Raw genomic sequence first — 13,859 nt, 5'->3', positions numbered from 1 at the left:
TAGGGTAAGATAAAACAAGTAGGTTTTGGAAATGAAAAATTTAGTTAAAGAAGCAACACGAGGTTTTACAAAAAAAATTACCCAATTAATCGGGTTAATTCTTTTTATTATCACAGCAGTAATGACATTTACGGCATTATTTTCTGCTGTTTTTCAAGTTCAAAACGGAATTAATAACTTAGCAAAACAAAGTGGAAGTTATGACTATGAAATAAACTTAACAAGTTTATATGTTGATAATAATGTTATTAAAAAAGGTGATAATGAGATTAATCTTGCCAACCGAACTTTTTTGGAATTTTTTTATGACTCAACAGCAATTGATAATTTAGAATTAAATTTTAATACCATTAAAAGTGATCTTGGAAAATTAGAATGTAGTAAAGATGATGGGCTTTGTCAATGAACAAAAGCACCAAGTTATTTAAATCCAAGCACTGGAACAGCAGCTTTTACAACTTTAGCGAAAAATTTTAATCAAAATTTAGAAAGCCTTTTATTAAGTTATCTTTTTAACAATCAAGGGAAAAGTTTTTTAGAAAGTAATAATCTTAGTGCTCAAATCGCTTTTAGTTTAAATTATCAATTTGTAATCAAAGATTTATCAGCTCAAAATCAATATTTTAATGCAACACCAATCGCTAAAAATTTTGATGAGATGTATTATGGTGATGATTGAATGAATTTAAATATGTTTACAAGTTCATTTAATCGTGTCTATGATTCATATCATCAAAAAGTTGTTAATAATACTCCGACCCGAACAGTTTATTTAACCCAACAATATGGTCAGTATAAAAATTTAGCGGTCGGAGATAGCTTTAATCTTTTAGATAGTGTAGGGTTGCAATATCAAATTAAAGGTTGGGCAAGTCGTTATAGCACAATCTATCCAAATTTGGCTAGTCTAGCAGTAATTGCTAATCAAAAAGAGAGTGTTAGTTTAAAGAATGGTTCGTTGTTATTTTTAAATGATGATGATTATAATCAAATTAAGTATAACTTTGGAACAGGGACCGAAATTATGACAGCTTTTATCAAAATGGAAGGTAGTCCTAATTTTGCCCAAAAAACAGAAGTTTTAAGTAACTTATTAAGTAAGAATTTTATTTCCCCCGATAATGCAATTTTTGATTTTAATTCAACTTATGCTGGGGATACTGTGATGTTAGCAAATACAACTTTTATTATTGATGGTTCAATTGCCTTTGCGTGTTCAATTATAATTATCTTTATTATTGCTTTTTTTATTAAAAAAGATATTCATATGCAGAAAAAACAAATTGGGGTCTTAAAAGCATTAGGATATGGTCGCCATCAATTATCGATTGTTTTTATTATTAATATTGCTTTGGCCACTTTAATTGGATGTTTAATTGGTTGAGTCCTTTCAATGCCATTTCAAATGTATTTTACAGCTTCTAATCTTTATAGTATCGGAATTTCATTAACATTATTTTACTTTAATCCGTTAATTTTTATCATCACAATTTTAGTTATTCCGCTTTGCTTTGCGATTTTAGCTTTTATTATTTCATATTCGCTTTTAAAAAATTCAGCATTAGATTTAATTTATGATTTAAAAGCCACAAATCTACATGTGCGCTATAAAAAGGTTAAAAAAGCAAAACGCTATTACCATTTAGGGTTATCTTTTAATGCTCATTTATCATTTACATTTGCCTTGAAATCCCTTGGAAAATGAATTATGGTAATGGTTGTTTTAGCTTTTGCCTCGTTCTTATTAATTTTTCAACTTGATGCTGATGTTATGGCCCAAAAATTTGTTAAAGATTCTTTCCGTTATTTTAAAGACGACATTAAATCTTATTTAATTGCTTCATATGATCAGCAAGAAATAGCAGTTCAATCTCAAAACAAAGAAAGTTATCAGTGAATAAATCAAGATCAAGTCGAACAATATTATCATCAAGCTGATATTTTAGAAGATTCAACCAAATTTAATTTCCCTAATCCCTTAACTTGTTTAATGACTTTGACAAGTACTGGTAAGGGGTGTGGAGATTTTTTAAATATTATCGGAAATATTAATAAAACAGATTATCATAGTAAAATTCGTGTTGTTGATGGAAAATACCCTTATTTATCTTCCCAAACGGTTGAAGCTCTTGTTGATTATCAAATGCTAGGCAATAATGGCCAACTAGTTAATGGTTGAAATAGGATTAAAGAAATGTTAGAAAATCCCCTTTATCAAGAAATTTTAATTAACCAGGGGAATTTAACGAAGGGAGATATTCAAGCAGCAATTGGGGTGGTTAATTTAATTCGTAATATTAAAACCTTGACTGATGGAAATTATCCGGATGTCTATTTTGGCCCTTATATGGTTTATAATCCTAAGTATGATTTTCCCTACATTTCAAGTCCAGCGCGCTGACAGGCAAGCGATGTTGCTAATGCTAAAAATCCAATTACAAGGTTAGGATTAGTTGGCCTTTCCAATAACCGTTCAGAACGTGAACAATTATTTAATTTTAAATCAAAAAAATTATCATTAGATGATTTGCAAGAACAAGTCTTTGGTTATGATATTAATCCAAACCCATTGCAAATTAGTGATTTAAATAAGGCAATAAATGAACCAATTCCAGTCATTTTATCAACAAGGTTATATCAAGCTATGCAAGCGCAGCCGGGTCAAATATTTACCTTAAAAGCCCAAATTACTAATACAATTGGTTATGTTCCGATTGCATTTAAAATTGTTGGGGATAACTTAGGTGATATTAATTCAGCTAATATTTATATGAACAAAAACTCTTTAGTTCGAGTAATGAATCAATGAGTAAAAATTACTGGCAAAGGGGAAATCTTTGATGATAACAATTACAATAATGCAATTGCTTCAAAAAAAAGTAAGAATGGGAGTGTCTTACAACCATATCGAATTATTTCTTCTTATTCATTAACAAATAATTATGATTTTACAATGTACAATGAACAGAAAAAATTAGATCCAACCCGAGTTGCTGATTTAAGGGCTAATTTAAAAGTTTTAAATAATTTTAATCGTATTTTTCCCTTTGATATGCTCCGAGAAAGTTATCAAGAGGGAATGAAGACGGTTAGTGAAATCCTAACGGTCTTAGAAGGTTTAACTATTTTAATTGTTGCCCTGATTTTGGCTGTTTTAATTGGGATGGTGTTAGATGAAAATCGCCGAACGATTCTAACAATGAAAGTATTAGGATATCCAACGCATAAAATTATTTTAATTGTTTTAGGATTTTACTTTTTTGCGATTTTAATAGGTTATGCTGCCAGCTTTGGTCTAGCTCAAATTGCCTGGTGAATTATTTTAAAAGTTTTATTTATGCAGAATGGTTTATTAATTATTCCAGAATTTTCCTTATCAGTTGTTCTATATGCTAGTTTAGCGATTGGAATTATTTTGTGTACAATTGTCAGTTTAGGAATTTGGCAAATTAAACGCAATGCTTTAACTAATATTACTATGTATTAAATCAATAATTAGGAAAAAAGTAGGCTAGATTTAAAATCTAGCCTACTTTTTTCCTCTGTAGCTCTCAATATTTTTTACCAAAATGGAATGTTAAATTACCAATTAAATAAAGAAAAATTATTGAGGTTAAAATGATTTCACAAATTGATCAATATTGAAAAATATAAATAATAGTATCAGCATATTTGGGGCTACTAATTGCCCCCAGGCTTTGACCGTAGGTAATTTTACCAATTGCTGAAATTGCTAACGGGAAAGCATAACTGGTTAATTTGGGATTAAATTGTTTAGTTAAAAAATCTTTAACAATTAGAAGGTAAAAAGCAAAACTAGCGGCAATTGCAAAAACGCCAATTATTAAGATCATTCAATAGTTTTCATTATAACCACTTTTAATAAAAGTATAGTCATAAGTAATATACATTAAAACATCTAACCCAATTAATAAAATAAAAAGTGATCTTAACATCTCATGGTCTTTTGTTTTAAAATAACTAATTAACATTAAGATTGTTAACCCAAGGAATATTACAAAATTAAGGTATCACAAAACTTGTAAAAATACTAAATATCCTGGACCAAGGTATTTTAACTCAAAAGTGCTACAAATTATAATTCCAATTGTTGGAATGTATCAACTACCGGTTGCGTTAACTAGTTTAAAATTTTTAAAATGTAAGAATAATCAAACAATAAAAAAACTAAAAGCTAAGATTAATCCAATTCATCAAATCGTAATACCAAAATAATATATTCAACCGGTATTTAGATTATTTAAATCTTGTTTTGTTAAAATAAATTTACTGATTGCTAAAACTGTGATTGGTAAAAAACCAATTATTGCAGCATCATTTAAATTATTTTGAAATTCTTGTTGAACTGATTTAAAATTAACAATTCATTTTGTTGTTATTAGTAAGAAAATAAAAAGAGACAAAGCAAAAGTTAAATAGGTAATTCATTTTGTTGAAAGACTAAAAAAATTACCAAAAGCATTTCAACCGTTTCCTAGAGTTAATAAGCCTAATGAAATTGATAATAATGAAAAAGGGATGTAGTTTAAAAATGCTTTATGTTTTTCCATGGTGCTAGCTCCTAGCTTATAAAAATTATATTAATAAATTATAACATAATTATTGAATTTAAAGTTAAGAATAATTAATGCAAATAGGATTTATAAAATGGTAAAAAAGAATTTACCAAATTTTACCGTTTTTTTTTTTTTTTTTAAATAGTTTTTAGTTTTTAGTTTTTAATTATCTATCAAAAGATATAATTATATTACTTATATTTTAATATTTGGAGGTAAACATGAAAAATAGAATGCAGATTTTTTACAATAGCATGTGTCATATTTGCCAAAATAAGTTTAAAAAAGTTGTTAACTATTTAAAAGAAAATAAGGTAAATGATTTAAAAAATTTAGATTTATTAATTTGTGAAATTGATAAAAATCGAACACTAGAGGAAGACAATGGGATAGTTCCTTTTGCCCTAATTTTTTGTAAAAATTCATCGTATGTTTTTGTATGAAAAAAAGACTTATATCATGAAGAAGGAACAACTAAAATTAAAATAGTAAATGATAAAATAATCTTATCCCAAGCAACAATTGATTTAATTAAGCAAAAAAAAATAAAAAATGATTACTTACCAATTACAAATAAGATAAATGAGGATGCCTATAAATTGGCAAAACACCATTTTAATCAACAAATAATAATTTTAAACCGTCATCATTTAATTCAAATGTCTAAACTACGACAAATTATTTTAATTTTTGGTTTAGTTTTTTTGTTGCTTTTTGCTGTGGTTGGCGGGACATTGGGGTGATATTTTAGTACAAACCATAACCCGAATTATTTTAAGGAGCCAAATAATAATAGAATAAGTTTAAGTGCTGACTTGGTTAATGTTGATCTAGGAACAATTAAAGATAATTCTCTAGCGACAATTTTAGATACTTTGCAAGCAAAAAATACAACTTTAAAAATTGCTGAAATTGAAGTTGTTAAAGATTCAAACATTGAAGATAAAGCAAATATTAAAGTTAAAGAAACAAGTGAATATTATATAGTTAATAATACTTCAATTGAAGTGCGCTATTATGTTTTTAATCCTAATATTGGAACTGTTAATAGAAAAGTAAATGAAAAATTTGCTAAACCAATTACCGCTTTTCTTGAGTTAGATAATGGATTAATTTTAGCTGGATCTGATAATCAAATCTATCAATTAAAAAATGATGGTATAGTTAAAAGTCCAGTTGCACAAGACAAATTTAAAAATTTTACTAAAGTTTCGTCGATTATTCAATTAAAAAATAAAACTATTTTAGCAACTATTGATTCAACAATTTATCGATTAAATGAATTAGGGGTAATTACTGAAGAAGTTACCCAACCTGTGGGAAGAATGTTTGAAAATACAATTGAAAAAATAGTAGAGTTATCAAATGGTGAGTTCCTTGCGATTACCAAAAATGGCGTTTATTCGTTAGATAGTAATGCTATGATAAAAAATAAAGTTCAACAACCTAATGGTAAACATTTTGATTCTTTATTATATACTTTATTATTAACAAGTAAGGGTGATATTTTTACGATAAGTTTCAGAGGAACGATTTATTATTTAAACTCTGATGGAATAATTCAGGATGAAAAGGGTCAACCTAATGGTGAAAAATTTGATGGTGGGGTTCAATCAATTGTTCAATTAGCTGATAATACAATTCTTGTTGGGACTAGTAATAAATTTGTTTATCAATTAAATAGTGATGGAACAATCAAAGCAAAAGTTAAACAGAGCAATGAAAAACCGCTTAGTGGTAATATTAGTGCATTTATCCAATTAAATTTTAATAAAAATATCTTAGCTGGAACTAGTGATAATGTAATTTATGAATTAAATTCTAAATAAACTAATGATTTATCATAATTAACCATCATACAATCTATTTTTTAATAATGCCATTTAAATATTTTTAATTTAGTAAATATTTAAAATATAATTTACCTAAGAGTTTAAGAGAATTCCTTGAATTTATCCGGAAAATTTTATAAGGATAAAAATTTAAACCGCTTAGCAGTTTAAGAAATTTTGCATAATTAAAATTTTAAAAATTAATATATTTTTTATCTTGAATATTTAGATTTTAAAGCGGTTTGCTGCATACAAGTTAAGTTCTTAACTCTTGCCGATTTTATCTAGGGAATATTAAGTTATTGAAGATATAAAGATCTTTATAATTGAAGAAAGGAATTTATCATGAAAAATTTATTAATAATTATAAGCACAATTAGTTTAACAGGTTCAGGAATTTTAACGACTAACCTATTAAACGAAAATAATCAAAATAATAATTTTGCCGTAGCTAACTTTAATACAAAAACAAGAACATTAAATAATATTTGAGACAAAGTAGGAATAAATCATTCAGTTGTAACAGCTTCTAGTGGCACCGATGAGAAACCTGATACAAAAACAGTAACTAAAGCAATGGCTAAAATTAGTTGATATGATATAATTAATAAATCAAAATATGCGAATGCTCATGGCTATTTTGCTTTTCATCCATATAAAAACCCATGATTTAAAGATACTTTACAATTAACATTTAAAAGTGAAAAGAGCACAATTAATTCTAGAATTTGGGAATTTAGTGATACTAATGACCAATGAAGTGGTTGGGGACATCAGACAAGTAAAATTTCTTTAACTTTAAAAGCTGTTTATAATGATGAAGAAGGAATTACAGCTCTTGAATTAATTTCCTATATATATGCTCGAACTGCGGGTTCAGTACATGAATGTTCTACAGCATCAAAAGTTGATTCAATTCAATTTCTTTTAGGATAATATGAATATAATAAATAAAAAGATGCATACTACTGCATCTTTTTAATCATATTTTATTATAGTTATAGATTTAAATTTTTATTTTTAAATAGTAGAATATTTATTCAAACCAAACCTACTGTCATAATTGGTGTCATAACTGTACAAACTGATATTGCAATATTATTAAAGCTCAAGTGTTTATTAATTACTAATGTTAATGTATTTCCATCTGGTAATTGTTTTACAATTTTTTCTGCAATATCATTTTGTGAAAACTTAATAGGAATAACAATTAGCGATTGTAATGAGACATATTGAAAATATTTTAATGTTTTAAATGTTTCTGGATTCATATCATAAATTAATGAAATTATTCATGTTACTAAAATTCAAAATATTATTAGAGAATTAATGATATTAGATACCATTGTTTTATCAGATAAACAATTAGAGATTAAAAAGTAGAGTGTTATTAATAGAAAAATAAATATAATGAACTGAAGTCCATAAAGGGCAACATAACCAAATCAACTATTAGCATCATAACTAATTCCTGCAAAAATTAGAACTATTAAATAAGAAGGAATAAAAATAATTAAGTTAGATATCAAGATATAAGATATTTTTCCATGTAAAACTTGTTTTTTTGATAGTGGCAGTGTTAATCAAAAACTAATTTGACTATTATTAAGCTCTTTTAAAAAACTTTTATTAATTAATACAAGACTAAAAATAGCAAAAAAAGATATTCCTGGGCCACCAAATAAACCTCAATTTAACATATTTGAAATTGAAGTTAGGTTATCGCCAGATGAGGAACTTTGGGTTCTAATTTCTGCTGAAATATTAGCAATAACAGGAACTTTTACACCATTAACGTGTGATATTAAAGTCATAGAAAGTAATATTATTGTTATAAGCAATCAAAATAATCCAAAAAATAAGATTAGTTTTCAATTAAGTCGTAAATGATTACGAATAATGTTTAAATTTTCACCAAAAACTTTTTTCTTCATTTTATAAAACACGCTCTCTTTCGTATAGTTTTTTAAAATGTTTTTGAATTTCATACATATTTTTATTATCAATCTTCATTTCTTCAATTAATTTTCCGTGTTTAATAAAGCCAACACGATCACATAATTTTGCAATTTCATCAAAGATATGTGAACAAATGATAATAGTTGTTTTATCTTTTTCGCGCATTTTTAAAATTAATTCATTAAATTGATCTTGCATGACAGGATCAAGGCCACTTGTTGGTTCATCAAGAATTAAAAATTTTGGTTTATGCATAACAGCAGCAATAATAGCTAATTTTTGCTTCATTCCTTTTGACATTTTTTTAATTTTTGTATTAACATTTAATTCAAAATGTAAAATAAGTTTTTCGACATATTTTCAATTCACTTTCGGACGAAAGTTTTTAATTAATTTTAAATATTCTGTCCCTTTTAAATTCTCATATAAACTAATTTCCCCTGATAAATAACCGGTGTCTTTCATGATTTCTTTTGAATTTAATCAGGGATTTAAATTATTAAAAGAAATTATACCAGCATCAGATTTGATAAAACCCATGATTTGGCGGATTAAAGTTGATTTCCCTGCCCCATTTGGCCCTAAAATCCCATAGATTTCACCGTCATTAATATTTATACTAATATTAAAATTACCAATGTCTTTACCATATATTTTTGTTACTTTTTTAATTTGGATCATACTAGTAACTCCTTATTTATAGATTTCTTATGTAATAATTATAAGGCAAAAAAACAAAGTAAAGTCTAAAATATTTTTTTATTTATTATGGAAACTAATAATGCAATTAATTATAGTAAAATTTTATTTTCCCCTTGGATTATTAATTTTTATCAAATATACATTTAAACCAGTGGAGGTAAATTTATGGTAAAAATGAATTGAGATAAAGTTAGACAGTAAAATAAAATAGTCTATGGTAATTATGACCATGTTGGTAATGAGATGTCTGAAACAGCTTGCTATACAGAAAAATAATACATAGAATAATTGTTAAATTATAGAACTCATATATCCCTGTGCCATATTTTTCTCGGTATGTTTTCATCATCTTAGCAATTTTGCTTTTATATATTTTACTATAACGATAATGAATAGTTTTTGGCCGTGTTGAAGTCTTTTTAAATCATTCAAAATCATAAGAATTTACTAAAAATTTTTTAATTTTATTTGATCATGTATAAAATGTTTGTTTGCCTTTATAAAATAATTTAATTGACTTGTTTATTGACTGGCTTTTTAAATAGTATTTATGGCATAAATTAAAATAATTTGACAAATGAGGATAGATATAATTTGTTTCTTTAATTGATTCAACACGCCCATATCACTTTTTAAAACCACGATGTAATTTATATAATTCATTTCCAGTAATAATATTTGTTACCATTTTAATTCCTCCTAAATTTATCTTAAAGAATTTAGTGGTCTTAAATGTGTATGTTTTTTACAAATACAAATATTTTAAACATTGTGTTTTATCAATAAAGATGATTTAATTAAACTAAGCAAATAATTTAATTTACATTCTGAATATTTATAAATTGAAAGGATTTTAATATATGAAAAAAATATTAAACTTATTAGCTATTGCTAGCCTTGTATCGACGAGTCCTACAGTAGTAATGAACTTATCAAATAATATTAATCAAGAAATTAATCAAGAAATTAGTAATGAAAATTATGAAGCGTTATTAGCTCCAAAAGCAGCAAGTTATATATGAGAAAATGTTAAAATTGAACACTCAGTATCTGTCTCACCAAGTGGAACGCATCAAGATGATTCTTATAGAGAAGATTTTAAAGCAACGGCAAAACTTTCTTTTGAAGAGTTTAGAACAATTGACTATGTAGTTGCCGAAGGATCTTTTGTATGACATACACATAAAGAACCACGGGAAGGTGATTCAATATTATTGCGAAAAACTATTGATAATGAAGGAACAATTAAATGAGAATCAACTCTTGATGAAAATACCCACGATAAGTGAAGTGGCTGAGGGCATCAAACTTGTAAAATTCATTTAACAATCACTGCAATTGAAAATGATGAAGGAATTATTGAATTAACAGCATCATCATGAATTTTTGTTAGAACTGCTGGTTCAATTAATTCTCCATATACAAATTCAGTAATTACGAAATTTAAATTTGAGTAAATTAAAAATAGATATTAATTTATCTATTTTTATAAAAAGGAGAAAAAATGAAGCTAAAAGTTGATAATATTTCAAAAACAATTGGGAATAAACAAATTTTAAAAAATGTTACATTTATAGCCCAAGAAAAAGATATTATTGGTTTAATCGGGGATAATGGTTCAGGGAAAACAACAACAATAAAATGTATTTTTCAAGAGTACCTGGTTCAAAATGGTAATATTTTAATTGATGATAAAGAAATAACAGCCCAAGATTTAATTCAGATGGCTTTTTTTCCAGATCAAAATAATTTCCCCAAAAATTATAGTGTTTATGATTATTGTAAATATAATTATGATTTATCAGGATTAAAAGGAAATTTTAATGAACAATTAGAATTAATTTTAGATGCTCTTGATTTGAAAGACTACAAAAAGGCAAAATTTAAATTACTATCATCTGGAATGCAAAAACGAGCTTTATTAGCAGCAATTCTTATTACAAGACCTAAAATTTTATTTTTAGATGAACCAACTGCTAATTTGGATGTTCAGTCTCGTAAAGAGTTTATTGAATTATTAAAAATGTTAGCAGTTAAAAAAGATATTATTATAGTAATTACAAGTCATGAAATTGAAGAATTAGATCGTCTTATTAATAAAATAGTAATTCTTAACCATGGGCAAGTAATTTATGAAAATAACTTTGATAATTCAAAAGATAATTTACAGCAAATATATGATAATGCTGTTAAAAATAGAAAAACTAAAATAGATAAAAATAAAATTGAAAGGATTTTTTAATTAATGAAAAGTAATCTTTTTTTTGACAAAGTAATTGCTAAAACAGCATTTTTAAAATCAGTTACAAGTAAATTTAATATAGTTTGATTTACAATTATGTTTACAACAACAGTTCTTTTAATGATTGTTTTAACTATTTTAGGAGTAGGGTCTATAGATAAATTAGGGAACCAAATTATTATGATAACGGTAATGGTTTTAACTACCGTTTGTATTTTTAATATTTTAAATTTAAATCTTCTTTTTTCTTCAAATAAAGAATTAGGAATAATGAATTTAGAATTACGAAAAGGAAGAAAACCAAGTGCAATTTTCTTAACAAGATTATTAATTAATAAGAGTCTAACTTTTAGTTATATTATTTTAATGATGGTTGTCTTTTTAATTATTACTACTATTTTTGATGAAAGAAATATTAAGTTATTCTGACTATTTTTAACTTTCATTCCTTTAGATTTAATTTTGACGGGTATTTTTCTATTTTGTTTTGCTTTCTGAAAATACAAATTAGCAATTTCAATAGCAAGTATTATTTTTATTTTTATTGTTGGAACACCAGTATTACAGATAATTGGTTCATTAGCTGCCCAAAATATTTCAAAAGGCGACTTTTCAGAAATAGAAGCACTTAAACGCTACTCAGCTGATCAGGTTTTTGAAATATATCAAAAAGATGAAACAAATTTTGCTTATAAAATGTTAAAAGATGGTAAAAATTTAAATAATTTAATTGATGAAGTAAATTTTGATTCAGAACAAAAATATGCAGTAAAATCCTATTATGGTTATGCTATTGATGCGGGAATATTAACTGATTTAGATTTGATTTTAGATAAATGTTGGGAAGAATTAGCATCATATCCTGGCGCATCAGAGAAACCAAATGAAATTAAGCTTGATACAAATGCGTCAAATACTTTAATTTTTAAAATTAATCAGCAATATTCTCAGCAAGTAGGCTCTTTTTTTAATGATTATAATGATTCGTTATATTTAGATAATAAAATAACTAATATTAAGTTCAATAATATTATTATGGATTTAGAACAATTGATTCAGACAATGAATCAAGATTATAATAACTTAGTTGGGATTACTGAATTTAACAAGATAGTATTAAATTATGCAAATAGTATGTTATTTAATAAATATAGTAATTATGTTGATGGAAGAGGTTATAAATATATTAGTTATTTAGAAAAAATTTGAGAGATAGTATCAACAAATAAAATTGATAAAATTAACAAAAGTGAAATTTTTAATTTATTATCAATATCACCAGCAATGCGATTATGAAATCAAATTACTTTACAGTTAGTTGGTAATGCATTAAATCTTTCTAAAGATAATTATAGTACAGTTAAAAGTAATGATTTAATGGGAACTTTAGCAATTCCATGAGTTCCACAGTATCAAACTTGATTATTTGCTGATCCAACTTTAACAATGTTTGAATATTATCGTCTAAATAAAGCAAATTTACAACAATTTTCAATTTATTGAATTTATAATTATGCTAGTTATTATAATGATGTTGAAAAAACATTCGGGCAATTATTTAAGCCCTTAGGAGATGTTAAAAAAAATAATTTAAATGTAAAGAAAGAATTTAAGTCATTTTCAATTGTTGGATATAATCTAGTATTAACAAGTTTAGCAATTATTTTCATTGGTGGGGCTTTTTTCTTCTTCGTGAAGAGAATTAAAAGTTAAAAATAAGAATTATTTGTAAGGGTCTAGTATAGATGTATAATGAAACTAAAGGAGGTTTTAAAATGAAAAAAGATTGCACTCTAGATTGCGCAGCTTGTACTTGTGCTTGTACAGGTAAATCAGGGCATAAATGTGAAACATGTAATAACTGTTCATCAACAGATAAACATAGTAAACAAGGGATGTAATAATATATCAATTATTTAAAAACCTTAAAAACAAAATTAATATTAAAACATTAAAAAAAATGCCAGATAGTATAATGGTATTTTTTTAACTGATGTAATTAGAGAATTTAATTCACAAGCAATTATAGATTTTCATATGTCAAATGAAATGACATATGAAAATCTAGTATTACCAAGTCTAAAAATGCCAGTAAATTTGTATAAAAAATTAGGTATATCTTTAGAAAAGATAATTATCTATACTGATAATGGTAAACAATATTATGCTAAAGCTTTTTTAGATTATTTAAAACAATATAATATGATACTAAGTAAGAAACAACCAAATAAGTTTGACGGGAAGGCTTTATCAAAAAATTGGTTTTATCATATTGTAATGAATAGATTAGAGAAAGAGTATATAAAATATTTGAAAAAGTTGAACAAGATATTAAATAATATATTCAATTTTATAATTATAAACGAATTCATAGTAAATGAAATGATGTACCTATGAATTTTTTGGTATAATATTAATGTACAAAATTGGGCGAAGTAATTTACAAATTTAGACCTAATAAATTATTGACATTTCCTAGTTTTTATATTAATATTTTACTTGGTATTGTACCATAGTCATCAAAATACCATAGACAGCAACGGATGA

Annotated in this window: 10 protein-coding genes and 1 other annotated feature (1 of these 11 running past the window's edge); of the genes, 6 read left to right on the top strand and 4 right to left on the bottom strand. The window is 25.5% G+C overall.

Features of this window, described 5'->3' with window-relative positions; all coding sequences use genetic code 4:
• Positions 1 to 31: 31 nt before the first annotated feature.
• Positions 32 to 3,487, top strand: coding sequence for an ABC transporter permease (locus SCHRY_RS05090; protein WP_016339390.1), 3,456 nt, complete (start codon positions 32 to 34; stop codon positions 3,485 to 3,487).
• 37 nt (positions 3,488 to 3,524) lie between these two features.
• Here SCHRY_RS05090 and SCHRY_RS05085 read toward each other — a convergent pair whose 3' ends face one another.
• The gene (locus SCHRY_RS05085; RefSeq protein WP_016339389.1) at positions 3,525 to 4,571 is read right to left on the bottom strand and encodes an SLAC1 family transporter; all 1,047 of its coding nucleotides are present in this window, start codon (positions 4,569 to 4,571) and stop codon (positions 3,525 to 3,527) included.
• Positions 4,572 to 4,798: 227 nt separating this feature from the next.
• Between SCHRY_RS05085 and SCHRY_RS05080 the strand changes: the two genes are divergently transcribed.
• Both SCHRY_RS05080 and SCHRY_RS05075 read left to right on the top strand, forming a co-directional pair.
• Positions 4,799 to 6,406 (top strand): hypothetical protein, encoded by a 1,608-nt coding sequence (locus tag SCHRY_RS05080; protein WP_016339388.1) that lies wholly within the window; start codon positions 4,799 to 4,801, stop codon positions 6,404 to 6,406.
• A 348-nt stretch (positions 6,407 to 6,754) separates the two neighbouring features.
• Positions 6,755 to 7,345 carry a hypothetical protein gene (locus SCHRY_RS05075; protein WP_016339387.1) on the top strand — a complete coding sequence of 197 codons (591 nt, stop codon included), beginning with the start codon at positions 6,755 to 6,757 and terminating at the stop codon, positions 7,343 to 7,345.
• Between the two features lie 62 nt (positions 7,346 to 7,407).
• On the opposite strand, the gene SCHRY_RS05070 is transcribed toward SCHRY_RS05075, so the two are convergent.
• The 3 genes from SCHRY_RS05070 to SCHRY_RS05060 form a co-directional block, all read right to left on the bottom strand.
• The gene (locus tag SCHRY_RS05070) at positions 7,408 to 8,343 is read right to left on the bottom strand and encodes an ABC transporter permease subunit (RefSeq protein WP_016339386.1); all 936 of its coding nucleotides are present in this window, start codon (positions 8,341 to 8,343) and stop codon (positions 7,408 to 7,410) included.
• Between the two features lies 1 nt (position 8,344).
• On the bottom strand, positions 8,345 to 9,049 hold the full coding sequence (locus SCHRY_RS05065) for an ABC transporter ATP-binding protein (RefSeq protein ID WP_016339385.1): 705 nt from the start codon (positions 9,047 to 9,049) through the stop codon (positions 8,345 to 8,347).
• A 211-nt stretch (positions 9,050 to 9,260) separates the two neighbouring features.
• On the bottom strand, positions 9,261 to 9,758 hold the full coding sequence (locus SCHRY_RS05060) for a hypothetical protein (protein ID WP_016339384.1): 498 nt from the start codon (positions 9,756 to 9,758) through the stop codon (positions 9,261 to 9,263).
• A gap of 172 nt (positions 9,759 to 9,930) precedes the next feature.
• Between SCHRY_RS05060 and SCHRY_RS05055 the strand changes: the two genes are divergently transcribed.
• From SCHRY_RS05055 to SCHRY_RS05045, 3 genes are read left to right on the top strand one after another with little or no spacing between them, the layout of a single operon-like run.
• On the top strand, positions 9,931 to 10,527 hold the full coding sequence (locus SCHRY_RS05055) for a hypothetical protein (protein WP_016339383.1): 597 nt from the start codon (positions 9,931 to 9,933) through the stop codon (positions 10,525 to 10,527).
• Positions 10,528 to 10,574: 47 nt separating this feature from the next.
• On the top strand, positions 10,575 to 11,312 hold the full coding sequence (locus tag SCHRY_RS05050; RefSeq protein WP_016339382.1) for an ABC transporter ATP-binding protein: 738 nt from the start codon (positions 10,575 to 10,577) through the stop codon (positions 11,310 to 11,312).
• Between the two features lie 3 nt (positions 11,313 to 11,315).
• Positions 11,316 to 13,025, top strand: coding sequence for a hypothetical protein (locus SCHRY_RS05045; protein WP_016339381.1), 1,710 nt, complete (start codon positions 11,316 to 11,318; stop codon positions 13,023 to 13,025).
• A gap of 796 nt (positions 13,026 to 13,821) precedes the next feature.
• Positions 13,822 to 13,859 (top strand) — a sequence feature (ribosomal protein L10 leader region); it runs 121 nt beyond the window's last position.

Origin of the sequence: Spiroplasma chrysopicola DF-1, assembly GCF_000400935.1 — a bacterium.
In the GTDB taxonomy this organism is placed as follows: Bacteria; Bacillota_I; Bacilli_A; order Mycoplasmatales; family Mycoplasmataceae; genus Spiroplasma; species Spiroplasma chrysopicola.
This window is presented reverse-complemented; position numbering and strand designations above follow the sequence as displayed.